The organism is Coleofasciculus sp. (assembly GCF_046565525.1).
In the GTDB taxonomy this organism is placed as follows: domain Bacteria; phylum Cyanobacteriota; class Cyanobacteriia; order Cyanobacteriales; family Coleofasciculaceae; genus Coleofasciculus.
Genome location: NZ_JBKHUP010000014.1, coordinates 1 through 25,891, shown reverse-complemented (window position 1 = coordinate 25,891; position 25,891 = coordinate 1). Strand labels below are relative to the sequence as shown.

At 44.1% G+C, this 25,891-nt stretch carries 25 protein-coding genes and 2 pseudogenes; 14 read left to right on the top strand and 13 right to left on the bottom strand.

Annotated elements, in window-relative coordinates; all coding sequences use genetic code 11:
* Nucleotides 1-3: 3 nt before the first annotated feature.
* Both ACLGGO_RS07170 and ACLGGO_RS07165 read right to left on the bottom strand, forming a co-directional pair.
* Nucleotides 4-597 carry a hypothetical protein gene (locus tag ACLGGO_RS07170; protein WP_446418788.1) on the bottom strand — a complete coding sequence of 198 codons (594 nt, stop codon included), beginning with the start codon at nt 595-597 and terminating at the stop codon, nt 4-6.
* A gap of 83 nt (nt 598-680) precedes the next feature.
* Nucleotides 681-2,705: a cellulase family glycosylhydrolase gene (locus ACLGGO_RS07165; RefSeq protein ID WP_446418787.1), complete on the bottom strand. Its 2,025-nt coding sequence runs from the start codon at nt 2,703-2,705 to the stop codon at nt 681-683.
* Between the two features lie 614 nt (nt 2,706-3,319).
* Here ACLGGO_RS07165 and ACLGGO_RS07160 point away from each other — a divergent pair.
* A complete protein-coding gene (locus tag ACLGGO_RS07160) occupies nt 3,320-4,213 on the top strand; it encodes a hypothetical protein (RefSeq protein ID WP_446339454.1) in 894 nt (297 codons plus the stop codon).
* A gap of 139 nt (nt 4,214-4,352) precedes the next feature.
* On the opposite strand, the gene ACLGGO_RS07155 is transcribed toward ACLGGO_RS07160, so the two are convergent.
* Nucleotides 4,353-4,715 (bottom strand): hypothetical protein, encoded by a 363-nt coding sequence (locus ACLGGO_RS07155; protein WP_446354097.1) that lies wholly within the window; start codon nt 4,713-4,715, stop codon nt 4,353-4,355.
* Nucleotides 4,716-5,169: 454 nt separating this feature from the next.
* On the opposite strand from ACLGGO_RS07155, the gene ACLGGO_RS07150 reads away from it, so the two are divergent.
* The 6 genes from ACLGGO_RS07150 to ACLGGO_RS07125 all read left to right on the top strand — a co-directional run bounded on the left by ACLGGO_RS07150 (nt 5,170) and on the right by ACLGGO_RS07125 (nt 11,686).
* Complete coding sequence (locus tag ACLGGO_RS07150) at nt 5,170-7,188, top strand: M48 family metalloprotease (protein WP_446418786.1); 2,019 nt, start codon at nt 5,170-5,172, stop codon at nt 7,186-7,188.
* A gap of 226 nt (nt 7,189-7,414) precedes the next feature.
* Nucleotides 7,415-8,521 (top strand): S1 family peptidase, encoded by a 1,107-nt coding sequence (locus tag ACLGGO_RS07145; RefSeq protein ID WP_446418785.1) that lies wholly within the window; start codon nt 7,415-7,417, stop codon nt 8,519-8,521.
* Between the two features lie 132 nt (nt 8,522-8,653).
* The gene (locus tag ACLGGO_RS07140) at nt 8,654-9,385 is read left to right on the top strand and encodes a hypothetical protein (protein WP_446418784.1); all 732 of its coding nucleotides are present in this window, start codon (nt 8,654-8,656) and stop codon (nt 9,383-9,385) included.
* 280 nt (nt 9,386-9,665) lie between these two features.
* Nucleotides 9,666-10,763, top strand: coding sequence for a hypothetical protein (locus tag ACLGGO_RS07135; RefSeq protein ID WP_446418783.1), 1,098 nt, complete (start codon nt 9,666-9,668; stop codon nt 10,761-10,763).
* 186 nt (nt 10,764-10,949) lie between these two features.
* On the top strand, nt 10,950-11,201 hold the full coding sequence (locus tag ACLGGO_RS07130; protein ID WP_446365775.1) for a UPF0175 family protein: 252 nt from the start codon (nt 10,950-10,952) through the stop codon (nt 11,199-11,201).
* The gene (locus tag ACLGGO_RS07125) at nt 11,198-11,686 is read left to right on the top strand and encodes a DUF3368 domain-containing protein (protein WP_446418782.1); all 489 of its coding nucleotides are present in this window, start codon (nt 11,198-11,200) and stop codon (nt 11,684-11,686) included. The genes ACLGGO_RS07130 and ACLGGO_RS07125 overlap by 4 nt, the downstream gene beginning before the upstream one ends.
* Before the next feature lie 54 nt (nt 11,687-11,740).
* Here ACLGGO_RS07125 and ACLGGO_RS07120 read toward each other — a convergent pair whose 3' ends face one another.
* On the bottom strand, nt 11,741-12,109 hold the full coding sequence (locus ACLGGO_RS07120) for a pentapeptide repeat-containing protein (protein WP_446365779.1): 369 nt from the start codon (nt 12,107-12,109) through the stop codon (nt 11,741-11,743).
* 184 nt (nt 12,110-12,293) lie between these two features.
* On the opposite strand from ACLGGO_RS07120, the gene ACLGGO_RS07115 reads away from it, so the two are divergent.
* Nucleotides 12,294-12,653, top strand: a complete 360-nt coding sequence (locus tag ACLGGO_RS07115; RefSeq protein ID WP_446418781.1) for a DUF4342 domain-containing protein — start codon at nt 12,294-12,296, stop codon at nt 12,651-12,653.
* Nucleotides 12,654-12,839: 186 nt separating this feature from the next.
* Here ACLGGO_RS07115 and ACLGGO_RS07110 read toward each other — a convergent pair whose 3' ends face one another.
* Nucleotides 12,840-13,610, bottom strand: coding sequence for a hypothetical protein (locus tag ACLGGO_RS07110; RefSeq protein ID WP_446418780.1), 771 nt, complete (start codon nt 13,608-13,610; stop codon nt 12,840-12,842).
* A gap of 703 nt (nt 13,611-14,313) precedes the next feature.
* Between ACLGGO_RS07110 and ACLGGO_RS07105 the strand changes: the two genes are divergently transcribed.
* Nucleotides 14,314-17,478 carry a DEAD/DEAH box helicase gene (locus tag ACLGGO_RS07105; protein WP_446418779.1) on the top strand — a complete coding sequence of 1,055 codons (3,165 nt, stop codon included), beginning with the start codon at nt 14,314-14,316 and terminating at the stop codon, nt 17,476-17,478.
* Between the two features lie 118 nt (nt 17,479-17,596).
* On the opposite strand, the gene ACLGGO_RS07100 is transcribed toward ACLGGO_RS07105, so the two are convergent.
* Nucleotides 17,597-17,932, bottom strand: a complete 336-nt coding sequence (locus tag ACLGGO_RS07100; RefSeq protein ID WP_446418778.1) for an element excision factor XisI family protein — start codon at nt 17,930-17,932, stop codon at nt 17,597-17,599.
* On the bottom strand, nt 17,920-18,336 hold the full coding sequence (locus tag ACLGGO_RS07095) for a XisH family protein (protein WP_446418777.1): 417 nt from the start codon (nt 18,334-18,336) through the stop codon (nt 17,920-17,922). Before ACLGGO_RS07095 ends, ACLGGO_RS07100 begins: the two co-directional genes overlap by 13 nt.
* 593 nt (nt 18,337-18,929) lie before the next feature.
* Between ACLGGO_RS07095 and ACLGGO_RS07090 the strand changes: the two are divergent.
* From ACLGGO_RS07090 to ACLGGO_RS07080, 3 genes and pseudogenes are all read left to right on the top strand, one after another.
* Nucleotides 18,930-19,127: pseudogene (locus tag ACLGGO_RS07090) on the top strand (hypothetical protein); the annotation flags it as partial.
* Nucleotides 19,128-19,229: 102 nt separating this feature from the next.
* On the top strand, nt 19,230-19,475 hold the full coding sequence (locus ACLGGO_RS07085) for a UPF0175 family protein (RefSeq protein ID WP_446418776.1): 246 nt from the start codon (nt 19,230-19,232) through the stop codon (nt 19,473-19,475).
* On the top strand, nt 19,472-19,963 hold the full coding sequence (locus ACLGGO_RS07080) for a DUF3368 domain-containing protein (RefSeq protein WP_446418832.1): 492 nt from the start codon (nt 19,472-19,474) through the stop codon (nt 19,961-19,963). Before ACLGGO_RS07085 ends, ACLGGO_RS07080 begins: the two co-directional genes overlap by 4 nt.
* 89 nt (nt 19,964-20,052) lie before the next feature.
* Here the strand turns inward: ACLGGO_RS07080 and ACLGGO_RS07075 are convergent, their stop codons facing one another.
* Nucleotides 20,053-20,235 carry a hypothetical protein gene (locus ACLGGO_RS07075; RefSeq protein ID WP_446418775.1) on the bottom strand — a complete coding sequence of 61 codons (183 nt, stop codon included), beginning with the start codon at nt 20,233-20,235 and terminating at the stop codon, nt 20,053-20,055.
* 4 nt (nt 20,236-20,239) lie between these two features.
* Entirely contained in the window at nt 20,240-21,610 is a 1,371-nt protein-coding gene (locus ACLGGO_RS07070; protein ID WP_446418774.1) for an AAA family ATPase, read from the bottom strand.
* Nucleotides 21,611-21,861: 251 nt separating this feature from the next.
* Between ACLGGO_RS07070 and ACLGGO_RS07065 the strand changes: the two genes are divergently transcribed.
* Both ACLGGO_RS07065 and ACLGGO_RS07060 read left to right on the top strand, forming a co-directional pair.
* Nucleotides 21,862-22,146 carry a hypothetical protein gene (locus tag ACLGGO_RS07065; protein ID WP_446418773.1) on the top strand — a complete coding sequence of 95 codons (285 nt, stop codon included), beginning with the start codon at nt 21,862-21,864 and terminating at the stop codon, nt 22,144-22,146.
* 106 nt (nt 22,147-22,252) lie between these two features.
* Nucleotides 22,253-23,152, top strand: a complete 900-nt coding sequence (locus ACLGGO_RS07060; RefSeq protein WP_446418772.1) for a radical SAM protein — start codon at nt 22,253-22,255, stop codon at nt 23,150-23,152.
* Between the two features lie 58 nt (nt 23,153-23,210).
* Here ACLGGO_RS07060 and ACLGGO_RS07055 read toward each other — a convergent pair whose 3' ends face one another.
* The 4 genes and pseudogenes from ACLGGO_RS07055 to ACLGGO_RS07040 all read right to left on the bottom strand — a co-directional run.
* Complete coding sequence (locus ACLGGO_RS07055) at nt 23,211-23,462, bottom strand: hypothetical protein (RefSeq protein WP_446418771.1); 252 nt, start codon at nt 23,460-23,462, stop codon at nt 23,211-23,213.
* Nucleotides 23,459-23,704, bottom strand: coding sequence for a UPF0175 family protein (locus ACLGGO_RS07050; protein WP_446353033.1), 246 nt, complete (start codon nt 23,702-23,704; stop codon nt 23,459-23,461). Before ACLGGO_RS07050 ends, ACLGGO_RS07055 begins: the two co-directional genes overlap by 4 nt.
* A gap of 326 nt (nt 23,705-24,030) precedes the next feature.
* Nucleotides 24,031-25,575, bottom strand: coding sequence for a carotenoid isomerase (gene crtH, locus ACLGGO_RS07045; protein WP_446418770.1), 1,545 nt, complete (start codon nt 25,573-25,575; stop codon nt 24,031-24,033).
* 130 nt (nt 25,576-25,705) lie between these two features.
* Nucleotides 25,706-25,891 (bottom strand): annotated as a pseudogene (locus ACLGGO_RS07040) (hypothetical protein); the annotation flags it as partial.

Below are 25,891 nucleotides of genomic sequence, written 5' to 3'. Positions count from 1 at the left end.
GGCTTATGAATTTTTAGTAGACCAACGATCGGAAATTGTCCTGATTGCGGCAATCGCGATACAAGCGATACCTCCTAATTCCAATATCCAGTTCATTCTCAATCCCACCAGTTGCCAACCTAGCAAGGTATCAATATGATGAAATGATGAGGCGCGAATGACAATAAAACAAGAAAGAAACATTAGACCTAAAAGCGCTAATCGATAGGTTCGTCGTTCAGCATAGACGGCGCGTCCGATAACTGAGAGTAAAATTAACGCCGCAATCACGATTCCCCCAATGAATTGCACCTGAACCATGCGGCGCTGCTGATACCAACCCTGGGATAGTGCTAATTCCTTGCCAACTGTAGTCAACCAAGACTGAAGATCGAGTTGCTTGTTAATACCCAGCAATACTAAAATAAGGGCAAAGAATCCCCATAGCAAAAGATTTCGATTCACTCGCTGTAGAAAGACGAGCCGATGAGGTAAGGCACAGATCAGGCACAATAACGCTGTGATAAAATACACCACAACTGTAAACCAGCCCATGAACGTAGGATCACCGATTCCGGGTTGCCAGTGACCATTAATAATAACCGCAAAGAGTTGCATTCTTTTGGGAAAAACATTCTAACATACCCACATAGAGTAGGGACACGACATGTCGTGTCCCTACTTCTTTTATTTATACCCTATTATCGACTCGACGCCACAAGTTGCTGAGGCTGGTAATCGGAACCCTGCTTATTGGCACAAAATCCCAAATCACGCTTTTGTCCCGGTTCAATCACCTGTCCCCAATCCATCGGCGTGACAATATAGTGCGATCCTTTCTGTTGAAAATTCCCATTCCAACTCTGATTAATCGCCGCCTGATTCAGGTTAAATTGCACTTGCCAGTCGCGCACTTTGTTATCCGTAGGATTGATTACCGCTAAACTCATGCAAAATCCCTCTTGCCAATCGGATTGTAGATTAGAGACGACTTTTAATTGGGGTGGAGTGGTGGGAATCCTAACGGCGGGGGAAAACTCAGAGTTAGGGCTAACCGCTACTGCTGAAAGTTGTCGCGGCTGATAATCCGAACCTCGCTTATCAGCGCAAAATCCCAACTCCTGGCTTTCTCCCGGTGCGATCGCGCGTCCCCAGTCTAAGGGTTTTCCGACATACTCTGAACCCTGGGCTTTAAAGTTCCCATTCCACGTCTGACTAATTGTCGCCTGATTCATCTGGAACTGCACTTGCCAATCCTTCACCACCTGATCTGTGGGATTGCTTACCTCAATACTCAAACAAAACCCATCTTGCCAATCTGATCGCATCGTCGAAGTCACTTTCAATTCAGGTTGACGGGGACGGGGTTTGGGGGTGGGATTAATCCCTATGGACGGACTCGGTTTAATATTAGGAATTAACGCGGTTGCGGGCTTATGGGCAAACCGAGTGGCAATTAGGACTCCTTGCAGTAAGTCTTGCTTCTGTTCCTCCACCGTCAACCAGTCATCTTTGAGCAGTCCTCCCGTATCATCACTATTGGGATTCCAACTCCAGTAGGCAAAACCCAGATTCTCTTTCTGCACAAAATTAATCAGCTTCCGTTGCCAAACGCCTTCCTTGGATTGGGGATCAACTTGTCGTCCGCCAAACTCACCGATAAAGACCGGCGCGATCCCTTTTCTAGCAATATAATTCCAGCCAATTTCCCAACGACGGGTGAGATTTTGAGGAAAACTCGGTTCAGAAAACCAGGGTTGATCAAAGACACCAGCACCGTATTCATGGGGGGAATACACCACTTTGTTGGCACGGGACAATCGCACTGGGAATCGTTCCACGCCCTCTAAATTGGCGCCCATCCAATGAATGTCTAGTTTTTGACCAGGAACGTTATTTTCCACCCCTTCGACAACAATTAACCAATCCGGGTTTATCTCCAGAATCGCATTCCCAGCGCGTTCCGCCGCCAGTCGCCAATCGGTTTCTAAATCCCCAGTTCCCCAACTGGCGCGACCATGGGGTTCGTTTTTCAGGTCAGCCCCAATCACATTTAATTGATTTTTGTAGCGTCTGGCTAACAGTTTCCAGGTGTCGATCCAGTCTTCCTCTGTGAAGCCATCACCGTACCACAATTCGGGAATCCGTTCGTCGTTGAGTCGGTGCGAGTCCAACAGAATCATTAACCCTTGGCGATCGGCTTCCTGGATAATCATATCCATCACCTCTAGGGGCGATTTTCCTTCCAGTTCCGCATTCGCACCGATACTGTAGTCAATACCCGTCACGTCTTTTGATCTGAGGGATTTTACGGCATAAGGAAGTCGGATCATGTTGTATCCTAATCCTTTAATCTGAGCCAACATATCTTTGTAGTCCCGTTTCCACAAACCGTGGGGCGCGTTCATTTCGGTTTCAATACCAAACCAGTTCACGCCTCGCAGCAGGACGGGCTGACCCGTCGCATCCACGATTTTCGCACCCTCGGTCGAAAGGGGGAATGTAACGGTAATTACGGGATTATTCGTCGCCGCCACGGGTAAATCAGCCGACCAATCTACGCCCATCACCAGTGACAAGAGGAAGGCTAAGGCGAAACAAATACCTCGGCGCAAGCCCCGGTTTCGCATCCGGTATCTGTTGGTCTGAGTCTGTTGGTCTTGGACAAATGGGGAAACACCCCGAGGCGTGTCTCTACACCGATCTGGGTGGCGTGGTGATGTCAAGAGATTCCACCTCCTGCGTAGAAACAGGGATAGGGTGTGGCTAATGGATAAGAACGGGTCTCGGAAAAATTTATACATAGTGCTGTGGACATCCGAATCAGAAACGGTGATGATTTCAACCTCGGCTTGGCAATTCCTGTAGGTTGCGGTGGACTTTTATTCCGATCGACTCCTCAAACCGATCACTTTCCTGTCTAGTAAACATTCTAGATAAAGTCTAGGGGTTACAGCCAACTGGCTTAGGGTTAAGAACTCAGCCAAAAATTGTGAGAATAGGGTAGAGCTTGGTCGTTTTTGGTTAAGACTGTTGATTAACCTGTCAAGTTTGACCAAAAGTCACGCTCTTATGTTCCATCGTATGAGTAATATTTTCTCTCTTAGAACTTTAATTGTAAAGCTATTATGAATATGTAAAGTCTTTGTAAAAATACGGATTACTTGCCGGATTTTTAATCGAAACTTCATAAAGATATATGGACATATTCTGATACAAAGATTAACCTAAAAATAGAACTCCTTGACGTGCTTCTGCCAATCGGAATTTCTCTCGCCAAATCTTAATAGTAATCAGCAGTAGGACGACTACTGTAAATTGTCACGAGGAACTATACATTATGACGGGTTCTCCACTACAACGATTCGTGCTTATACCAGCGGTTATTTCGGCAGCAGTCTTTGGTGTGTTGACCTTGCCCTTAGCTATCTTTGGAGATCAGCCAGTAACCATTCAACTTCAAGATGAACCGATATTTCATGGGCAGCTCAGAGATCCCGATGTGGCAATGCCTTACCTAGGTTTAGCGGCTGTACTCGCCTTAACCGCAGGAACCTCTAGCATCGCCGTAACAGGTTGGCGTCAGTCTGCCCGTAAATCGGCGGCGGCACAAGCCCAACTCTCCAATTTGGAGCAAAATTTGAAAGAACGAGACCAATTGTTAGAATCTCTCAAAGCTGAAGAATCCCGATTAACCGCCTCTGGCTTAGCTTCCTTTTTGGATGAAGAACTCCAAAGCGAACTCCAGGCGTCTTCACAACACAAGCAGACTCAATCCGAATCAGAACCACCACCCCAACAGAGTCAACCGGAACCCGCCTTGTCATTACCCCAAACGACTAAACCGGAACCTGTACCGACTCCTCAGCCAGAAGTCAAACCAAAACCTGCACCGTCATCCCCTCCCTTTGTGATTAGTACCTCCCTGGTGACGGCACCTTCTGGGAGTTCTGCTCAAGCCACAGTACAATCCGCCGCCGCCAAGTTTGCTTCAGCCCAAACCTACATGGCTTATGCGTCCAAAAAAGCCATGAGCGAACCGCAGAATGTGACCCCTGCGCTCACTCCCTCGGACTTAGAAAAACTTCAAAGTCAATTTAAACAGATTAAGGAGCAAATGGAATTTCTGCACAAGGCAATAGAAGCCCAGCAGGATAAAGCACCCGATGCCTCAGGGACACACCCAACACAACTCCGTGTGATTAAGCATTGGTCTGTGGAAAAAATTTCTTAGCCTTTATTACCCCCTGCAAGAGGCGATTGAAATCGCTGCTACACAAACAAAGTCCGCCTGCGCGGACTAGGTTAGAACGAGGGTAGCATTCCCCGGATTTGGTATAACCCCTTCGCTTCGCTCAAGGGCAGGCTTTGGGCTAGGTTTGACCTTGAAGCTGGTTGGAGAGCATAGAAATAATTTGATCCACTTTCCGGCGATTTTGTTCGCCAATCCATAACGGCAGGACTTGAGTCTCTGCTAATTGTAAGACGAGGGACATAATTTCGCTGTTCGATGCTTCTCCGTGGAGAAGTAAGACTAACATGGCTTGGTGTTCGTCTGCCATGCGTTTCGCTTGCGGCAAAATCTCTAAGGACTTAGCCCAGTGGACAGGGAACATCAGGTGAGGCGGTTGATTAGCTCCAATGTCAACGAGGGTTGCCTCTAAAATGGCACAAGTCCCGTCCTCTTTTTCATACCAAGGGCGACTATTTTGGGGAGAAGCTGCTTGTGATTGCATAAGATTGCCCATTGATTGTCTGAATTATTTTTTTCCTATTTAATCAAATTTTTATAAAGATTGTCGAGCTTATCTCAAAAAAATACCGTGGAATTACAGACAGGATAATTTCCGAAGAAATAAAATTAAGTAAATTCCACGAGTTTGATTGGTTAATCCATGGATTTCCTTAAAAATTTAATTGATTAAATATGAGGGCGAGTCGCTGGACTACTGTAGATGGGGCAATCGATTAGGGAGGGTGACTTGCCCTTAAGCAAATCAAGCGCGATCGCGCTCTTCCTGGGCAAAACCAAAACACAATGGAACCAAGCCTCTTCGCGAGAGTCATCTAGAGGATTAACCCCTCATTCAGCTCGAACTGAGCTACCCTAATTAAACAGGTAGAGCCAACTAGCGCCACTGCCTCATGGCTACAATCAAACCCTAACGAGCAATCCCTGGAGATCGGCTGATGAAACTGCTCTGGAACTCCCTCCTACTCTCCTTAGGCATCCTACTGCCAACTTCGACCTCTATCGTTTTAGCCGAGTCTGCGAAAACTCCTGAATCCATTCGTTCTACTCAAAATCTAACCGTTTTAGATTCCCACAGTGAGCCAACGGTTCAGACGCCAGATCCCCTCCATCACCAGATGTTGATCGGATCGCCTGAACAAGTCGCGGTTGAATACCAATTACCCGCAAACACGGCTGAAACTATTGTCATTCCAGACAGTCCCCCAGCCGCTTCCGCTTCAGTGATCGTCGCTGAGGATTCCTCGGAAACGCCAGAAACTATCGTCATCCCAGATGCTTTGCCGCGTTCAACTCCTTCAGCCCCTGAAGAGGAAACACCACCAGAGTTAAATACTCAATCCCCCTCATCTACAGTTGAAGACTCTACCGAAGTAGAGACAATAGAAACCCCAGAAACCGTCAGCGATGACTCGGCTGATGTAGAAGAGGACACAGAAACCACGGCGGAAGACTCTACCGAAGTAGAGACGACACCAACCTCACAAACCCCCAGCGACGACTCGGCTGATGCAGAAGAAGACACAGAAACCACAGCCGAAATTCCAGAACTGACACCCGAACAACGGGAACGTCAACAGAAGCTGATTGAAGCCGATCGCCTCTACATGAGCGGTCAATTTACCGCCGCCCAACAGCTTTATCAGGAAGCGAAAGCCTCTTTTGAAACGGAAGCAGCCCCAGACAAACCCACCGCTATTTATCAACCCAGCGAACTCTCACCGGCTGGTGCAGTGTACTGGCGTCAGTCGGAGGAAGGGTTAGAACAGCAGCTAGAAACCAAAACTCTTATCCCCCTCCAGTTTTTAGTCGAACAGCAACCAGAATTTATTCCGGCTCATCTACGCTATGCTCAAGTCCTTAAGGAGTATAACCGTCAAGATGAGGCGATTCAGATATTGGAGCGGGCGACAACCTTATATCCAAATGAGCCGGATTTGATTAAAGCTAAAGTTATCGCCCTAGCCGAGACGAAACGCTGGTTAGAAGCTTCTCTAGCCGCCCGTCAGTTTGCCATGCTTAACTTCAATCATCCCCAAGCGGAGGAGTTTGAGGTGCTAGCGGACGAGAATTTAGAACGGTATCGATCGCGCCTGCGGAGTGAACTGAGGGGAAACGCGATCGCGAATGTGGTTACGGGGGCGTTGGGTTATATTTTTACCGGAAATCTCTTTGGTCCGATTTCGGCAATTGAAACCACCACGTTAATGCTGCGCGGTGAATCAGCCGTGGGTGAAAGCTTCGCCGGAAGGGTACAAAAGCAACTCCCCATGGTTGAAGATGAACAGGTGCTGGAGTATGTGCGGGAAATTGGCAACAAACTCGCGATCGTGGCGGGGCGGGATGAGTTTGAGTATGAGTTTTATGTGGTCATGGATGACCAACTAAATGCTTTTGCTTTACCAGGTGGGAAGGTATTTGTCAATGCTGGCGCGATTCTGAAAACGGAATCTGAGGCGGAGTTGGCGGGGTTATTGGCTCATGAACTGGCTCATGCGGTATTATCCCATGGCTTTCAGTTGGTGACGGAGGGAAATCTGATTGCCAATGTTACCCAGTATATTCCCTTTGGTCGCACCGCCGCGAATTTAATTGTTCTCGACTATAGCCGAGACATGGAACGTCAAGCTGATGCGTTGGGGACAAAGATTTTAGTCGCTAGTGGTTATGCGGCGGATGGACTGCATAATCTAATGATTACTTTAAATGAACAAGACCGCGATCGCCCCTTATTTGCATGGCTCTCCACTCACCCGAATACAGAGGAACGGATTAGCAATATTGAAACCCTAATTGAGCGCAATGGGTACAACCGTTATACCTACGAAGGCGTAGCCCGACATTTGGAAATTCAAGAGCGAGTGGCGCAATTGCTTAAGGACTACGAAGCACAAAAAGAGTGCGAGGAAAATGATGATGAGGAGTGTGAACAGAAGCAGGAAACACCTCAAGAGTAGCAAAAATAACGCTTTGCCACCGTCCTAATGCCCACAGATATGATAACCCTGACAAATATTATCCAGTGTGTCTATAATTGGGGTTATATACTTTCCTCGTTAGAAAACAAGGATTTTTATGAAAGTCAGATATGTATTAACCAGAGGGATAGGGCTGGTTGGGCTGATTTGGCTGCAATTAATCTCAGGAGAGCCAGCCTTCAGTCAAACTGCGGCTAGTGTGGGTGTGAGTTGTTCTGGCGGTCAATGTGTCCCTTCAGGAGATTTTAGTGATTTTAGTGATTTTAGTGGTAACGTAATGGGTGGCGGGATAAGCTGTATCAATGGTCAATGCCAATCCAGCGGGTTTTCGTTTTCCTGTACAGATGGTGAATGCAATAATGCATTTGACGCGGAAAACTCTATCAGAGATCAATTTGAAGAGAAATTAAGGACAAATATACCATATTCTCACCCAATTTTAGATCCAGTGGCAACCTTTGAGCAACCGAGTTTCATCTCTCCATTGGCTCCAGATCAAATCGAAGCAGAAGAGGGAATTTCTGGATCAGATATGCAAGTGGAAAGGACTGAGAATGGAGAAGGTTTGAGAATTTTCGACTCGTATCAATCACCAAAAGATCCTCCACCAAAAGATCTTGCTTGGGTTCCCAGTGTGGAAAACGATCGCACTGTTCCCATTCGCCGACCTGTGGTACGTATAATAACCAATACTGGCAGTGGTACTGGCTGGGTGGTGAAGAAAGATAAAGAGAATACAGCCTGGATTGTTACCAATCGCCATGTTGTTAGCAATCCTGACAATCCACAACGAACAATAGATGAAATTGAAGTAGAGTTTTTCAGTAATCCACCTCCTGATACTGAACACTGGCGTCAGCCTGCTCAACTTGTTAATGTGACAGCTAATGATCGGCAGCTAGATTTAGCAATCCTAAAAGTTGTTGATATTCCTAATGACATTGAGCCATTGCCGATCTGTTCAGATTCACCTTATATTGATATGGATGTTAAGGTAATTGGACATCCTGCAAATGGCAGCCTCTGGTCAGTAACCAGTGGAAAAATTAGCAATATCATTCGCAACACACATCAGTTAGAGCTAAGTGGAATTACCTTAGCATCAGGAAATTCCGGTAGTCCAGTGTTATCAGAAAAAGACTGCGTTGTTGGTCTTGTTGTCGAGGTTTCAAAATCGAACCAACAAGGAATAGCAGCAACTGCTGGCTTTGGCTATGCCTATAAAATAGACTGGGTTAAACGAAAATTACAGGAGTGGAGAATTATAGAGCAAGAAGGCAGAAGACAGAGGGAAGCGGTCAGCATTCCGTAAGGTTTACTATGTTTTACTTTTTCGTTTATTGTGAACAGGTAGTCTATTTCCGCTGCGTTTCACTAGAGATCTGAAATACTTTAGAATCTTCATAAGAGTTACTTAATTCTAAAATAGAGTTTTAAAGTCAACATGAAATATAAACTTTTATTTGCCAGTTTATTACTCTGTAGTCTGACCAACGTATCGGCTTCAGCTTGTCCCACTGGTGATCCAAAATCCATTCGCTATATCCGTCGTAACAATAATCGCTGTGAAGGAATTATTGGTATAAACGACAACATTCCTATTAGTGCCACCTTTCAACTCATTTCTATAGCAACTCGCAATTTAAATAAATGGGGAGAAACTTTGACAATCCAACTTCCTCCTGTAGCTAACAGCAGCAATCCAGAAGTAAAACTGCGGTCAATTGAACAAGACTATCAACTGGACAAAATTGATATCCCACCCAATACATCTCGTTTTTCATTTTCGACGTATGTGCTTAAGAAGGCACAAATTCCTGTAAACAGATTACGTGCAATTGCTTGGGTTAATTTTGAAGACTTAGCTCATACCTATATACCTGTTAAAATTGGCAACCCTTCCCACGAATATGAATTTGTATTTTTCACGAGCAATTGGACAAAGATAAATAAGTTTACAATATTACATGATGGCAAGAAAGAGGTGTATAGTCACCAGAGAAGAAATTCTCAATCTCCAGGAGAAATCATTTTCAAGTGGGAAGCTAGTAATGCTCCTACAGGACGCTATGTATTGAAAATAGAAGCTGAAGTAGACAGACGAGGAGTAGTAGCGCCAGAGTCAATAAAGCAAGATATCGTTTTTTTCCATGATCAAACTTGGCTAAACCAATAACATTAACTTGGATTAAATCTCGATAATATTAGAATAATCTAATCAAATATGTATAAAAATGGAAATTTTGAAAAAGATTATAAGCTTTTCATTGTGGTTATCCCAGAAAATTATACAGGTAATATTGGAAATAATTACTACGCTTTTCTGGCTGCTAATTCAGTTAATTGAGCTGTTGGCTTGGGTTTGGTCTGAACTTTGGCTGTTTATAAAACAAGATCGGTTACATAGGCGGCAAGTTTCCCATAATTCTCTATCAAAGAATTCCCCGCACAATACCATGACAAAAAAAGAGTTGCCTGGGAAATTACTATACATTTTCGTATTCTGTATCACAGTAATATTTTGTGGCATTTCTGTTGCAGCAATTATCCCAAGTTATCACTCCTTTGAAGGGAATCTCGTTGTCGAAGAACTCAACTTCACCTATGCTGGATTACAACCCAATCAGCTTTTCTTACAAAAGATTCGTGGTATTGATAAGATTCTAGTTGAAGGGGAACAATTTATTACACTTAATGGTACTTTTGAAAGCCAAAATAACCCCAAGCTTAATCAGCTTAAATCTATTACAATTGAATTGCCCAGTGACAAAAGTAAATGGAGTATAACTCCTGTTCAAACTAGCGACATAAATCAGTTAACATTGGAGGAACTAAGACTACAGAATAATACAAAAGTTGCTCATCTTAGTTATTACTCTTTTCGTAACCGCTTGTCTTTGGAGTTACAACCAGGCATAAGTCCAAATGATTTAAACCTCTATCTAGGATCTCAGCCTCTGAGAGTGATTGTAGAAGGCTATCGAATTTTAGAACTAGACACCAACGATAGTGTAAATAGCCCTAATGAGTTAGAATTTATATTTAAACCGACGCAAAAGCGATTAAAAGTAGATTTACCAGGAAAAAGTAATTTATATATTGTTTTATCGGAAATAGATGATTCGAGTCAATGGTTTCGTGGAGGGTTAAAAGTTAAAGACGTACTATTTTATCGTCTTGATAAAACAGGTGTAAACATAAAAGACAACCTGTATCATTCCACTATTATTGAAGGTGTCTTGACTATGGCAGAACGAGAGCTATCTGTGAAAAAGAATCAATTTTTAATTATAGGCAAATTTGGAATTAATAGTCTACAATATTTACTAATCAATCATCAAAAGCCTGAAGGTCTTGAAGTTGGGGTTGCCGGAAAGTCTAAAAAAATCCAGGTCGGTTTAGACTATAAGTCTCCTGCAAAAAGTATTCAAGCAAGTTTTTTGAATGAATTTTTACCTCAAGATATTACTATAGCTATTTTGGCTTTCTGTGCTGCAGTGGTAAGTTATCTGCTCTTTTGGTTAATTGACAATTATACAAAACTATTTACATAGCCAGTATTAATTAACAAAATAAGTTTCTCATCGCCTATCTATCTTCCTATAAAGCAGATTTTAGAATTAAAAAAGTGCTTCATACTAAATCCGGGTCAACTACCCCTGTTATAATTCAGTTCTTGTCAAGCGGAGTAAACGTCCCCGGTTTGACTCTAAATAAACCTATAGCGCTAGGGAATTACCATGCAAATTACCCTCGACCTCCCCGACAGTCTCACCAAAACCGACACCTTCAACCAGAGCGACTGGCTGCGGGAAATTGCAATCGCCCTGTTCAAGCAAGAACGCATCACCCTCAGCCGCGCCAGCAAAATTGCCGGAATCGATCTGATGGAGTTCCAAAAACTCATCGCCGATCGCGGCATCTGCGTCCACTATGATGTTGAAGACTTTGAGCAAGACGTGCAACACCTGCGCGATCGGGGCTGGCTATGATCGTTGTCAGCGACACTTCCCCCCTCTGTAATCTAGCCTTGGTCAATCATCTCTGGTTGCTAGAAGCCCTCTACCAAACCGTCATCATTCCTACCCTCGTTGCCGAAGAACTTGCGGCTGCCAATAATCCCGCTATTCCTGCCATTCTCCAGCTTGATTGGATTCAAACCCGATCTTCCACCGATGCCACAATCGCCCATCAACTTCAGCGTGATCGGGGACTTGATGCCGGAGAAGCCAACGCCATAGCCCTAGCGCTTGAACTCAAAGCCGATGACCTACTTATTGATGAACGCCTAGGACGACGGGAAGCCCGTCAGCTTGGACTTTCTATCATTGGGATTCTGGGCATTCTGGTCACAGCCAAACAAAGAAACCTCATCCCCCAAGTTCAACCCCTCATGGATGCCTTGATCCATCAAGCTGGTTTTCGCGTCAGTCCCCAGTTGTATCAACGAGTCTTAAACCTCGCTAACGAATCCTAAAACCTACATTCCGCAGATTTTGACTCAGATGTCTTGGAGTGAGTGAATATAATATCAATCACACCCTTGCTCAGAGGTTTCACCATCTGGCATAATCACACCGCAAAGGTTAGCCCGTCTAAGGTTTGCATCAGTCAGATTGGTTAATCTCAAATAAGTCCCCCTCAAATCAGCACCTTTGAGATTCGCATCAGTCAAATCTGCCCGTCTCAAATCGGCTTGTGTGAGATCCGCCCCTCTCAAATCCGCATCTCTCAAGTCAGTATCTCTGAGATCAGCGAATTTCAAATTTGCATCTCTCAAATTCGCCCCTTCCAAGTCACATCGGCGACAGGCTCCAGTTTCCAATAACTGGCGAACCTGATCCGCATTTTCTGCCCGAATGGGAGTCACTAATCCTAATCCAGTCAGAAAAAAAATCATTATCAAAATTTTTGGGTACATATTTTCTTTCCTTGTCAAGTATCTCTAGAGGCATTGTGCCAAAATATACGGTATGGATTTCTTTATATTGTCCCGAATCATCGAATCAATTCAATCCAACTGGTTAACTCTCCAGCAACTGAGTTCGCTACCCTGAAAGGTAGTAACATACAAGAGCTTAAGGATGAACGAACCAATTCGCACAGAAGAAAGCTTCGAGGAGATTAACGCTAAAACTGTTCCTCTAGAAAATGAGTTACAGTCTATTGAACCTGAGGTTGGTACCACAACCCAAGTCAATGTCGAAGAATTCACCATTAGTGGCGATGACTTAGTGGGCAAAGTGAGGGAACTGATCCATCAGGGTAACATTCGCCGGATTATCGTCAAGAACGAAGAGGAGCAAATCTTAATCGAAATTCCCCTAACTGTTGGCGTCGTGGGTGGAGTCGTTGGTGTGACGTTGTTTCCCGTCATAGCCGCTGTCGGCGCGATTGGGGCGCTCGTTGCTCGTTTGAAACTTGTTATTGAGCGACGAGAGTAGGCAATCCGCGTCGCGTTAAGGCTGGTGGGCATTGCCCACCCTACGGTATATCAAGGTTTCGGCGATCCCAAAATGCCCATTTTCACTGCCAATCGTTTTAAGTGTAGGGGCGGGTTTTACTACTATCATTTATTTTGCACCCATAAGTAACTAAACCCGCCCCGACTTAGTTTCCCCTCTCGCCCATCAGCGCAAGAACTCTGAGGGCAAAAGCGGTTGATTTGTTTGTTCAGTTTTCAAAGGTTGCGGACGCAAATTCTTAGGCGCTGGGGATTGTGGTGGAAGTTCATAGCGCTCCTTTCCCCAACCCCAATTCATATCTTCAGGTTTAACCACAGGGGGAGTTTTTCGACCCGTTGGTAGAGGAATCCGTTGGCTTTGAGTGACCTTGACATAAGGCTGACCTTCGTTCGTAAAGCGAACCAGTTGACCTTCAAGTTCTGGTGTCTGGATGGTTTGATTTTCTACAGTTGGCAGTTGACCCTGTGGATCAAATAATGCCACAAATGATACATCAGCAGAGGGTTGTAAGGAGTCACCAATGGGTGATTGCTCCAGTTGCCATGCTTCCCGGAAATGTCCATCAGGCGCTACCTGCCATAAATTTAGCGTGGCTTGCCATTTTCCGTCCTCAACCCTGACCACTTGACGATCGAGAATGGAATAAGGGGCATTCGATTCATCGCCATACACCGCCTGATCAGGGAAGCGTAAATCGCGAATTGCGGCTACTGTAATTTGACTTTGATCAGGGAGATTGGTTGTGCCACTTAAGCTGTAGAGTCCAGGACGCCCTCCCGCTTGGGTGTTGAGGGTTAAATTGATCTCTTGTGAGTCTTGAAATGAACAGCTTGTACACCAAAGCAATAGTAAGACTAAAATCGTCCAATTCCGTAAAAAAGATAGGGGGCGCATTTTAAGGGCAGACGGTTGGTAAGATTGACTGAGCATAGTCATTTTTCATTTGTCATTCGTCATTTGTCTTAGGAGCCAAGTATTCCCCTGTAGGGGCGGGTTGAGAGACTCAAACTAGCTTGTCACTAATAACTGAGCAACAAAACCCGCCCTTATTCAATTGTCGAAGCCAAGCCTTCGTCCTGTAGGGGCGTAGATAAGTCATAAATTTTAGGAAGCAAAATGCTTCCACTACCAATAATTTTGCTGGATTGAGATGCTTCCCTAACTAACTACCTCTGGAACAGGATCAGACTTGATCGCTGAACCAATGATATAGTAGTCCTATCGACTGACTATCATAGCAATTTTATGGGCGTACTGTGTAGGGCTGTACAGTAAAATCTTAAATAGGAAATTATTAATAGTTGATTTATCAAAAAATAAATTTATAGATCAATCATATAATCAAGACACAATCGTGTCCCAGCTTTTAGAGTTGGGCAAAAAGTGGCGAGCTGACTCAGTAGATATAACTGATGGTACGAATGAAGACTACAGTTGGCGGCTCAAACGGCGACTGATGAATTGATTAGAAGCTGGGCTTTGTGATCAGGAAATGCAACGCGATCGCGACGCTGTGGTGATTTACTATTGGTGGGATTGAAGGTTAACCCCAGAGTTCCTTGTCCCCTACTGTACAATACAATGATTGAACAAGCGAACGTGATCGGAATAACGCGCTAGCAGAATGGTGGCTTAGAGCATGGCTGATCCAAATTGGGAAACCCAGAAGACGTTTCTCTACCAATTGTTGTTGGTTAGTTTAAACAGCAACAATGATGTATCCGTGGTGCATACAATCCTGGCGGAGAACACAGATAAGCTGAATGAGACGTTTGCCCTTGTGCTGCAAGAATGGGCGATCGCGACTTTGGCTGAACTAGACGATTATCACAAGCCGGATATAGCCAGACGCCTACGGGGGATTAGTCAGTTGATTAACCAGTTTCCTGGGGGCGATCGCACGGATAATCTGGAAATTGTCCGCATTGGCTACGAAATTGCCGCTCAGGTTTTTACTCAGACAGATGCTCCCCTGGATTGGGCGCAAAATCATTATGATTTGGGGTTAATTTACCTAGAGCGGAGTAGGGGCGATCGCGTCAGGAACCTACGCCAAGCCATTCAACGATTTGAAGCCACTTTAGCTGTCTACACCTGGGCTGCGTTTCCCGATCAACGAGCCAAGGTAGAAGTGTATCTGGAACACGCCTACCAGGAAATTCGACACCATGAGTTGATTGAAGCCAGCCATTCTGCTTTATCCCTAACCCCTCCGTTGTCGGAGTTGGGAACCCTCCAAGTCAGTGAAGCCGAAATAGCCGCAATTCAACCGCCTGCATTTCGTGCGATCGCTCAAAGCCTACTAGATGCAGAAAAGTTAACCGCCTTAGAAATTACCCCCGCTTCCCAGGAGGAGGCGAAACCCTTACCCCAGGATTTGCCCCCAGTTCTCCGCTATGCTTTAATGACCATTGGCATCAACTCTTTGTGGTCTCATCAGTACGCCTCATTACAGGCGTTGCGTCAAGGGGGAGATATTTTACTCTCCACCCCGACAGCCAGTGGCAAAACTCTGGCGTTTCTTCTCCCAATTCTGGAAACCTGTCTGAGCAATCCCCACGCCACCGCCCTATTTATTTTTCCCTTGAAGGCGTTGGCGGTGGATCAGTTGCGGCAAATTCACGACATTATTGACAATATGCCGAAGTTCCAGCGGATTAATGTGGTGATGCTGACGGGAGATGTTCCCATGGCTGAACGGATTAAATTATTGGAACAATCGCCGCAAATTGTTTGTATCACCCCTGATTTACTCCACCATCAACTCTTTAAAGCTTTTAAACCGCAATGGCAATCTTGGCAATGGTTTCTGGCTAATCTCCGTTACTTAGTCATTGATGAAGCCCATACCTATCGCGGTAGTTTTGGCGCCCACTTTGCCAATTTAATGCGACGGTTGCGATTAGCGATCGATCAAAGTGGGGGAGATTCCACTCGATTACAACATATCTTTGCCACGGCGACGATTGGCAATCCCGGCGAATTAGCAGAAACATTTAGTGGAAGACAGGGAAATCTATACCTCATAGAAAACAGTGGTGCAGCAACGGCGGCGCGGACAACTCTCTGTTTAGCCCCATCTAAGTATGCCAATATTGAGTCTTGTGCGATTGTCCTATCTTGGTTAGATCAAGGACTCAAGGGGATTGTTTTTTGTAATAGTCGCATTTCTCTAAAATCTCTATTAAATCAGATCCAAGAAAATCTAGAACAACGGGGACAAGGCTATCTCAAATCCCAGGTTAGGATATTCTACGGTTCGCTGAAGCCCCATCATCGTCGCCAAATTATTCAGCAATTGAGTGCAGGAGAAATTAGCGTTATTCTGGCAACGTCAGCCTTAGAAGCAGGGATTGATATTCCGGAACTGGATTGTTGCTTACTGCGCGGTTATCCCGGTTCACTCATGCAGTTACGTCAACGTCAAGGAAGGGCGGGGCGGAAAAGCCCAGGTTTAGTTATTTTTCTGCCCATTGCTCAAAACGCCTTGGATTATTTTTATGGGAATAACCCGGATTTATTGCTAAGGGGTGAGGTGGAAAGTGCGGTGTGTAATCCCGACTATCAAGTCTTCCTCAAACAGCATTTACTCTGTGGGGCTTGTGAGAGTGGTATTCCTTTGGAGAAATTTCATCAGTATTTTAGTCAGCCAGCCGCAGACATTGCCATTCAGTTGATAAATCAAAAGCAGTTATCCCTCTCTCGCAACCAGCATTTGTGGACGAAACCTTACCCTCATAAAGAGGTACAAATGCGAGGAACTAACCATTGGACGGTGACATTAGTAGATCAAGATACGGGGGAAGAATTTGAAGAATTGGATGAAAAGCACGCCCAACGAGAAGTGTTTCCCCAGGCAATTTATCAGCATCAGTCGTCCTGGGGTGAGCGGGTTTGGTATTCTTGTCAAAACCTTGATTTGCAGAACCAAAAGGCAATTTTAAAACCTCTAGACAAAGATCCTAAGCAGTTAACTCGTGCGGAGCAAGAAACCGAGATTGAACTTAAATCTCACTTAGCCGAACCGAAGATTCTGGAGACAATAATTCCGGAAGGACGAATACGCTTAATTCTGGGTTGGGGAGAAATTACTGATTATGTTACTGGATATACACTCTACAGTCTAGAATACGACAAAACCTGCAAAAATTTCCAATGTCGGCAATATCATAAGCCAGTTAAAGAAGCTCAATGTCCAGACTGTCGGCGCAAGACGCGGTTTGCTGAAATCCAGAAACGGATTAAAACGGTGAATTTTGAGGAGCCTTATTTAACCCGACTTGAAGCACCTGTACTGCAAATCGAAGTTAACCAACCCATTAAGGACTATTTGACTCAACAGGTTAAAGGCGTTAAACAAAAAGTGATTCAGCAGTATGGGGAAGATATTCCTAGTGACTATAAATGTCTTTGGTTTTGTCCGCCAGAACAGATTGCGTTACATTCTCTCACTCACCAAATTAATTTAGCTGTACCCTTGTTAATTCTGAGCGAGACTCAGGAGGTGAATAGTCTAATCGTTGACAAACCCAACCGTCAGCAAACCTTACCCACAATTGGGTATTGGTTTGATACAACACCAGGGGGAAATGGGGTATCTGAGGCTATTTTTCATCGTTTCTGGGACTTTGCATTTAAAGCCAAGGTGTTAGCCCAAGGGTGTGACTGCGATGAGGGTTGTCCTCGCTGTTTGATGCAGCACAGTTGTCCTGAGAGTAACGTGGCGTTGAATAAGAGTTTGGGGCTTTCATTATTGGATATGATCACCCAGGTGGAGACGTTACCTTTGGCTTCTGGAAGTTAGATATGAAAAGGTTTTACCCTATAAACTGACGTTCATCCGTTAGATTAACTATCTGTTTGACTCCATGAATCACCACTGAATGGATACCAATGTGGATAGTGGCATGACAGTTTGAAGCCTAAGCAACGCCATACCCAGTATAAGGGCGTTTGTAGGGCGGATGTAACCCTAATACGATGTCTTCTTTAGGGATGCCCATTTCCTGCAATTCTTGACCTACATCAACGTCAGTGGTGTTTTGCTGTAGCCAAATCTTGCCATCTTTAATATCAAAGTGCAGGACAGTGTGATAGACTCGCTTTAAGCCGTTCCAACCTACTCGCATGAATTGATAATGATCTCGCACTGAGTCAAAGAATAGCTGACTTTCTACATCTTGATCACGGGATTTATACTGGCTGTGTTTTTCTAAAAGAGTTTGAATACAGTAGCGATAATGTTCTAGCTTATCCATTGCACAATCTCCTCAGTTACAGGTTCGTAAATAATGAGTTTGAGTTGATAGCGCTCTATGGCTACCTGAGCAAATTTACTTTGAAAAAAGGTTTCATAAGTTTCTAGGGGAACTGCCAGGTAGAGCAAGCGATCAGGTTGCTTAACATCCAGCATAATTTTATAGTTGAGGAATTGACCCAAAGCGGTATGGAAATCACTGATTAATGAAGTTCCGATAAAGCTTTTAATTTCAACAGCAATCTTTTCTCCACCTCGTTGTGCTGCAATCAACCGCTCGGCTGCCAAATCAATTTTAACCTTGACCTCTTCCCATTCCAGTTCCAGTGGATCGTCGGTAATCATCCACTCTTCTTTCTCTAACCCGCGTCTGACTGATTGGTGAAAAAGGTCTTTTGCCGCCATATTCTCGATTGATTTGTCAATTAGCCTGGTGTTTCCTGTGAGTCATTCATGCATTATGTCCTATTTCTACTTGAATAATTGAAAACTGGAAGCGTAGCAAAGAGAACGATAAGTATAATCGGCTTCACCTGACGCTTGTGAATAATTGGCAGAAATTCTTGTAGTGTAGGAGAAACGCGATCGCATCAAAGTGGGACAGCCACGGGGGACACCACCATTCCGAAGGGAGCGATCACATAATAGCACCACGCACAGCGCGATCGCACGCTCATCAGTTGGCGGATTTGGTGGTTCTCCTTAGAAAATTCTGTAGGGGCGGGTTTTACTACTATCTTTTCCGTTGCACCCAGATGAGACTAAACCCGCCCCGACTGACGTTTGATTCGCTGTGGTGAGAGGTTGACTAGCTTCAATTCTTCTAAGATACCCGTAGTTTTAAGGGTTGGCAAATTGGGAATTTCAGGATTTGAGGGAATCCGCCAAGTTGATAGAAAGTTGACCCCCTAACCGTCGGGGCAATCCCTTGTGGTTGCCCAGCCCAGATGTTATCTTGTTATCTCCGGGGATGGGGGTGCTGTTTTGACCTTGCGGCTATGAATGAAGAACGATCGCAGGCTTATCTCTCTCTGATTCAAGAACTCCTCGCCTGTCCCAGTGGGGAGGAACCGCAAATCCTCAACCGTCATCTGGAGTAGCTGGATGAGGGATTTGTGCAGGTGTGCGAGTTGGTGGCGGCACAGTTGCAGGAAGAGGGACAAGATAACCAAGCGCAGTTTGTGGGGAATGTGGCGTAGGAGGTGGGAAAATATTTCAACAGTCAAACATCTGGACTAGCCACGAGTGAGGGTCAAGCTAAGGCGAAAAATTACTGATTTTGAGGTAAGAGCAAGATTATGAGCATAGTGATTTCCGAAGACATTGTTAAAGCTAGTGGACTCTCTGAACAAGAGTTGATTATCGAGTTGGTATTATTGCTGTTTCAGCAAGAAAAAATTAGTTTGGGTAAGGCAGCAGAGTTACTGAATATCTCTCAGGTTAGATTTCAAAAATTTCTATCAGATAGGGGTATCAATATTCATTATGATGTGGAGGAGTTGCAGGAGGATATACAGCATTTAACGGCTAAGGGATGGCTATGATTGTTGTGAGTGATACTTCTCCTTTAAGTGGGTTGGCGATCGTCGGTTATCTTGGATTATTAGAACAACTCTACGGACGGGTATTGATTCCTTCGGGGGTTTGGCATGAATTACAGCGAGGAGGAGAAGATGACCCGCGCATCACAGATGTGTTGGGTCTTGATTGGATTGAGGTTCGCCAACCCACTAATCAACAACTGGTAAACGTTCTACAAACTGAACGTCATTTAGATCGAGGAGAATCAGAGGCAATTGCTTTGGCATTGGAAGTGAATGCAGAAGAATTATTGATTGATGAACGGTTAGGACGAAGGCAAGCAATTGATTTGGGGTTATCGATTACGGGATTATTGGGGATTTTGCTAGTGGCAAAGCGTCGGGGTTTGATTACTCAGATTAAACCGATTATGGATAATTTAATATCTGAGGCTAATTTTCGGATTAGTCCAAATTTATATAGAGAGGTTTTAGCGGCTGCTGGGGAATGATAGAAAGCTGAGTCTGGGGTGTGGGGAAAGAAAATGGGTTTCTAGCAGTATCTCTGTTTCTCAAAAATTCAAGAAAGAAACCCGGTTTCTCAGTTGCGGGGATGGGGTAAAATCGGGGTGGTATCCCCGACCCGGTGCGCGGCTATGGATGAACAAAGAAGTAACTGTTCTAGAAGGGCTTGTTGTTGCAGCACTAACGTCACCAACTCCGATTTGGAGAGTTGCTGCAGGGCTTCTGGGTCTTTGGGGATGGCTGGCAGCTTGATGTCCATAATTCTACGCTACGGCTCTTGGCTCGTTTGTCAAGCCTTCCCCACCTGAATAGTTACTGCGGATGTATTGTCGAATGACGGGCTGTAGGCTTAAATTGGATGAGGGTTCTAATAAACTGCGTCGTTTGAGAGATTGGATGGCTTTGAGAAACTCTCGATCTGAGAGGAGATTGGGGGGTTTCTGGTTGAGGTTGACTGGGGAGTCTTGGTTGGCTAACCAATGCAGCAGGGTTTTTTCGGCGTTCCCAAGGCGTTGGTAATGGAGCTTGAGGACGGCTTCTAAGTCTCCTAAAAAGAGAGTGGGATAGGAGAGGAATTGCTGAACGCTACCGTTGAATAAATCGAGAATTGTTGAAGCGGTAAGGTTTAGCCACAAGGGATTGTTGTTATAAAGCTGAGTGAGTTCTGGCCAGGTGTTGGGGTCTTTGAGTTGGCGATCGCGGAGGATTTGGTTGGCGAGTTGAGGAAACCCTTGAACAGGGAGGGTTTTACAGTAGCGGGTTTCACTTTCTAAGGCGGCGATTTCGAGGGGTTGTTCCCAACTCAGCAGTAGAAAACAACTTTGGTGAGAGAATCTCCCGAGTTCATCAATGAGTTGACCATAGCCTTGATACTCTCGACGGTAGGTTCCGACAAATTCACCGGGGGTTAGAGCCTCTTGGAGGTTGTCTAAGACGATCAAGCAACGGTGATGTCTCAGATGGTCTAGGAGCGATGCTTTCGGGGTGGGGGTTGCAGCGAGAAACTGGCGGATGTGGTTTTGCAGGGTTTCCAGGTTGGGGAATTTGCGATGGTTGCACCAGAGGATGTGAGTAAAGTGGTCTTTTATCTGTTCGACGAGTTGTCGGGCGAGGGCGGTTTTGCCAATTCCTGATAATCCGGTGAGGGTGATGATGCGGCTGTGTTCGCTGAGTATCCAGTGTTTGAGGGTGGTGAGTTCGTCGTGACGGGTATGGAGGCGATCGTATTCGGGGGCTTGGCTGAGATCGTGGCGGGGTAAGGTGTCTGACTCGCTGCTAGTGGGCGATCGGTTGGTTGAGGTGGTTGGCTCGTTGTATAAATCGCTACAGACATTATTTATGTGATCGCCAATATGTACGCCATCGTTGTGATAAGAGAATATTCGGTTTTCGATGAGCGATCGCACATTCTTCTTTTTTACGTCTTCTTCCAGCAGTTCTGACAGCAGTTTCCATAAGTCGGACGCTGATTTCCTGACATGATCGCTCGTACAGTGGTATTCTTCAGCGATTTCCTTATATCCTTTACCTTGCCATGTTCCCTCCAAGATGGCGCGTTGCAGTGTATCTAAATGTTTTCCCGTAGCCGCCAGAAGCAGGCGATCTGTCCACTGCAACGCTTCCTGAATCCCCATAGCTGCTCCACTAAATTATTATTTAAATTATTATTTTTTCTCTTACCCCACATTTTGCCACATTTTTATCTTTTTGACCACAAAATCGCATATTTTACCATTTTTGATTTTAAAACCCCCTCGAAAATACCTCCCTAAATGCCACTTTTAAGGGGTTGGCAAATAAAAATTAGGGTGAAACACTAACAATAGTAGATGCAATCTTGATGATTCACTAAGACTGTTAATATTGATTTTCACGGAGTATAGATATGGAAGATTATTTCGTGTCAAGTAATGCGAGCCAACATGAAAATACTCAATCACTATCAGTAAAACTTTTACCTTCCGTATATCATTCTGAACCTAAATCAGGTGCTAGTTGGTCTAAGTGGAGTGGTAAATGGAAAAGGAATATGTTTCATAGTTCAGAAAATCAACCATTCATTAGATGGCGCAAAGAGTCGGATGATACTTATGTGGTACAAGATCCAGAAGGAGTAGTTTGGCTTATGAATGAAGTATCTTTAAAGAAACTGCTTGGTAACAAGAAGTAAACAAAGATTCATAAATAAATTTTTATGGTATAAGCAAAACACCATAAAAATTTATTTACTTGCATGATAAATTCAGTGTGCTTTATTTCAATTGGCATAAATTAAAATGTTACATAATTTTGAAGCTGTCAATTTTCAAGCCCCTTTGCACCTTGACATTGAGATTACTCATAAATGTACTTTAAATTGTAAATACTGTTTTAATCAATCAAGCTCACTAGAATATGCTGAGATTTCACTAGAAATATTTAATGAAATTGTTGAAGAAGCAAAAAAAATGTCTATTTTTGAAATTTGCATTAGTGGAGGTGAGCCATTCATACATAAAGATATTATGAAAATGATATCAAAAATTAAAAACCTAGGTTTTGGTATATCAATAGTAACCAATGCAACATTAATTACAAAGAAAAAAGCAAATCAGTTAAGTGCTTTGGATGTAATTTCAAATATGCAAGTCAGCTTTGATGGGCATAATAAAGAAATACATGAAAAAACTCGTCGTGACTTTGATAAATCATTAAAAGGTTTTTTAAATTTGTGTGAACAAGTTCAGGATAGACATAGAGCGCCATCGGTAGGTATTGTAATTAGCAAATATAACTATATGCAAATTCCAAATATTGTTAATTTTTTCAAAAATTACACTGATAGATTTAATTTAATGGCTGTGCAAAAATGCAATGAACTGGAATTGTCTACCAATCAAAAGAGAGAATTCGAGACTAAGTATTTGCCCATTACAAAAGATATCTTTCAACAAGAAAAACTACGTGGTCGCATCATAGAAGATAAGGACACAAGTGGCTTTGAAATGTCCCGAACACATATTGATTGTCTGGCAGGTATTATATTTTTAGTTATTTCTCCGGAACTCGATATATATCCTTGTGACATAGTACGCAAAAGTTTGGGTAAATGGGAACATCAAGGTTCATTGAAAAAAGCTTATGAAAATGCTAAGGTGTGTTGGAGTAATCTAAATTGTAGTTGGTGTCAGAATTAGTTTTTGCATCCTGTTACAATAGGTTTAATGGAATGAAATTAGACTCAATATTTTACGGTTAAATTTTTGGTTTAGCGCTCGCTAAACCCTTTTTAAAATTATTGAACAAAATTTGATTTTGTACGGATTGAATGCCTATCCAAGTTGCCGATCGCACTCCTGTAATCACAGTATCCCTAGCCCTAAAATCCAATAATTCCTCATGCACCGCACAGGGAATTAAAATTCTGCCATAAAGCTGAGGCATTAGGCTGAGTTGCCCGACCTTCGCCAAATTGGAAATAGGTGAAGTGTTGCTGACAAAAATCATGAACACTCCGTTTCCTCTAAGGTTTTGAGGTCTTCCTGAAACTCATCAATATCATAATGAACGCAAATACCCCGTTCAGAAATGAGTTGTTGAAACTGCATCCGATGCAATCCCAATAACTCACTGGCTTTCCCCAAACTAATTTTATCTTGCTGAAATAACATCAGCACAATTTCCAACAATAGCTCATTTTCAGAAAAGCCACTAGCTTTGACTAGGTCATCGGAAATCACTAAACTCATGGTGAACTCTCCCTGGCTGAAATCTCCTGCTTAAATCTTAACAGCCCAAGGTTAACACACATTGCAATCATTTTGTAAATACAAGTGATCTGTAACATCAAAATTTTACAAAAAAGGCTGATTTTGAATCAATGTTCAGCATTTAAACCTTAGTGTCAATAAGGGATATAATCTTTGTAGTGCGAGCATCTTGCTCGCTACCCATTCCCAATTTAAATGCATGAAAGCTTAACTTAACAAAGTTCAGTAATGGTGCGTTACGCTTCGCTAACGCACCCTACAATTCGCCTACAACTTTATGGTTGAAAATGATGCAAAATGCGAGCTTACAATCCCAAATCCACCGCCACCCGATGGGCGCAAGCAAACCCAGAAAAGGCTACTGCATTCAACCCTTGTCCCGGAAACGTACTATCCCCCACACAATATAATCCCGGAATCGCAGTCCGATTAAACGGCATCCCCAATAACCCCCTTAACTTGCGGCGCGGAATCGGTCCATAGGTGCCACCCTCACGCCCCAAAAACCGCCGATGACTGCGGGCGGTTCCCACTTCCATATAATCCAATCCTGCATCTAAACCAGGGAAAATTGCCTCCAATCGTTCAATAATTCGCCCAGCCGCTTCTTCCTTTTTATCCTCATACTCCTTAGCCGATAATCCCTGCCAATCCTCCATCCAACTGGGCGTAAAGGTATGCATGATATGATAGCCTTCCGGCGCTAAGTCCGGGTCAAGTAACGTGGGAATAGACACAAAAATTGTTCCCTCAGCCTCCTCCATCTTGTCCCATTCTTCCAATAAAATATGGTGACATTCTGTTCCGAGCGGGAAAACCTTTTCCTCAACCCCTAAATGCAAACTCAAAAAACTGGGTGATTTCTGATACCGCTGCTGCCACTTTTTCTCACTTGCAGGCATCTGTTCTGAGGGCAGTAATTTCTCAAACGTATCCCAGCGCGTTGCATTAGAAACCACTCGCTTTGCCCGATACTCTTCCCCAGTGGCTAACCGTACACCCACAGCTTTGCCCTTTTCGGTTAAAATTTCGCTGACCCTTGCTGAATAGCGAATCTGTCCCCCAGCTTTTTCCAATCCATCAACCAATTTCTGGGCAATTTCACCCACACCCCCTTTGGGATAATTAATTCCCCCATAATGGCGGTCAGAAAACACCATCCCCGCATTAATCATGGGTGTCTTATCAGCAGGTACAACTGACCAACAGTAACATTCCATATCAATAAACTGGAGTAACTGAGGGTCATGAATATAGCGACGGGCAATATCTCCAGCATTCTGGGGCAAATATTTCACCAATCCTAAACAAGCCAAAGGATGCTGAAAAAACACCCGCATCAGATAGCGAGGTTCTTCTAGAGACAGCAATTCCATCGCGTTGAGACAATTAAATACCTTCCAGCATTCATCATAAAATTGACGAATTCCCCGTCGTTCATGGGGAAATTTTTCCGTCAATTCTTGTAAGAATTTCTCATACTCTCGATGAACCTTCAGTTCTAATCCTTCGGGTAAATGATAGTGAATCTGAACCTCATCGGGAATCGTTTCCACACCAACATTTACCGCGTCTAAGGCTTTGGTCAATAGATTGGTGGTTCCTTCAGTACCCAAACCAAAAATCATCGACGCGCCAACATCGAATCGATAGCCCTCGCGTTCAAAGTATCCAGCACTACCACCCGGAATCAGATAGCGTTCCAGTACCAGCACCTTAGCACCCTTAGCCGCTAGCTGAGTCGCCGTCACGAGTCCGCCAATACCAGAACCAATGACGATGACATCAAATACAGAGGTTTCGTTGAGAGCGTGATCCGTTGATGAGGGAGATTGAGAAGCAATAGCCATGAATTATGAGACGAGAGAGGTCTTTATACAAATTCGAGTTTAACTTTTCTAAATTCTCCCTTCCAGATGTGCCATGACAGACGTACCATGCTACGCAATACTGCTTGGCTAGCTCTCATTTAATTTTTTCTTACCCATCTCCCCCATCTCCCCCATCTTCCCCATCTCCCCCATCTTCCCCATCTTCCCCATCTCCCCCATCTCCCCCATCTCCCCCATCTTCCTCATCTCCCCCTGTTCCTGATAACTGATAACTGATAACTGATAACTGATAACTGATAACTGATAACTGATAACTGATAACTGATAACTGATA

Excerpts from the sequence above, each read along its gene's own strand:
- ACLGGO_RS07170 (WP_446418788.1), bottom strand. The coding sequence starts at position 597 with ATGCAACTCTTTGCGGTTATTATTAATGGTCACTGGCAACCCGGAATC.
- ACLGGO_RS07160 (WP_446339454.1), top strand. The coding sequence starts at position 3,320 with ATGACGGGTTCTCCACTACAACGATTCGTGCTTATACCAGCGGTTATT.
- ACLGGO_RS07155 (WP_446354097.1), bottom strand. The coding sequence starts at position 4,715 with ATGCAATCACAAGCAGCTTCTCCCCAAAATAGTCGCCCTTGGTATGAA.
- ACLGGO_RS07150 (WP_446418786.1), top strand. The coding sequence starts at position 5,170 with ATGAAACTGCTCTGGAACTCCCTCCTACTCTCCTTAGGCATCCTACTG.
- ACLGGO_RS07140 (WP_446418784.1), top strand. The coding sequence starts at position 8,654 with ATGAAATATAAACTTTTATTTGCCAGTTTATTACTCTGTAGTCTGACC.
- ACLGGO_RS07135 (WP_446418783.1), top strand. The coding sequence starts at position 9,666 with ATGACAAAAAAAGAGTTGCCTGGGAAATTACTATACATTTTCGTATTC.
- ACLGGO_RS07130 (WP_446365775.1), top strand. The coding sequence starts at position 10,950 with ATGCAAATTACCCTCGACCTCCCCGACAGTCTCACCAAAACCGACACC.
- ACLGGO_RS07125 (WP_446418782.1), top strand. The coding sequence starts at position 11,198 with ATGATCGTTGTCAGCGACACTTCCCCCCTCTGTAATCTAGCCTTGGTC.
- ACLGGO_RS07120 (WP_446365779.1), bottom strand. The coding sequence starts at position 12,109 with ATGATTTTTTTTCTGACTGGATTAGGATTAGTGACTCCCATTCGGGCA.
- ACLGGO_RS07115 (WP_446418781.1), top strand. The coding sequence starts at position 12,294 with ATGAACGAACCAATTCGCACAGAAGAAAGCTTCGAGGAGATTAACGCT.
- ACLGGO_RS07110 (WP_446418780.1), bottom strand. The coding sequence starts at position 13,610 with ATGACTATGCTCAGTCAATCTTACCAACCGTCTGCCCTTAAAATGCGC.
- ACLGGO_RS07105 (WP_446418779.1), top strand. The coding sequence starts at position 14,314 with ATGGCTGATCCAAATTGGGAAACCCAGAAGACGTTTCTCTACCAATTG.
- ACLGGO_RS07100 (WP_446418778.1), bottom strand. The coding sequence starts at position 17,932 with ATGGATAAGCTAGAACATTATCGCTACTGTATTCAAACTCTTTTAGAA.
- ACLGGO_RS07095 (WP_446418777.1), bottom strand. The coding sequence starts at position 18,336 with ATGGCGGCAAAAGACCTTTTTCACCAATCAGTCAGACGCGGGTTAGAG.
- ACLGGO_RS07085 (WP_446418776.1), top strand. The coding sequence starts at position 19,230 with ATGAGCATAGTGATTTCCGAAGACATTGTTAAAGCTAGTGGACTCTCT.
- ACLGGO_RS07080 (WP_446418832.1), top strand. The coding sequence starts at position 19,472 with ATGATTGTTGTGAGTGATACTTCTCCTTTAAGTGGGTTGGCGATCGTC.
- ACLGGO_RS07075 (WP_446418775.1), bottom strand. The coding sequence starts at position 20,235 with ATGGACATCAAGCTGCCAGCCATCCCCAAAGACCCAGAAGCCCTGCAG.
- ACLGGO_RS07070 (WP_446418774.1), bottom strand. The coding sequence starts at position 21,610 with ATGGGGATTCAGGAAGCGTTGCAGTGGACAGATCGCCTGCTTCTGGCG.
- ACLGGO_RS07065 (WP_446418773.1), top strand. The coding sequence starts at position 21,862 with ATGGAAGATTATTTCGTGTCAAGTAATGCGAGCCAACATGAAAATACT.
- ACLGGO_RS07060 (WP_446418772.1), top strand. The coding sequence starts at position 22,253 with ATGTTACATAATTTTGAAGCTGTCAATTTTCAAGCCCCTTTGCACCTT.
- ACLGGO_RS07055 (WP_446418771.1), bottom strand. The coding sequence starts at position 23,462 with ATGATTTTTGTCAGCAACACTTCACCTATTTCCAATTTGGCGAAGGTC.
- ACLGGO_RS07050 (WP_446353033.1), bottom strand. The coding sequence starts at position 23,704 with ATGAGTTTAGTGATTTCCGATGACCTAGTCAAAGCTAGTGGCTTTTCT.
- crtH (WP_446418770.1), bottom strand. The coding sequence starts at position 25,575 with ATGGCTATTGCTTCTCAATCTCCCTCATCAACGGATCACGCTCTCAAC.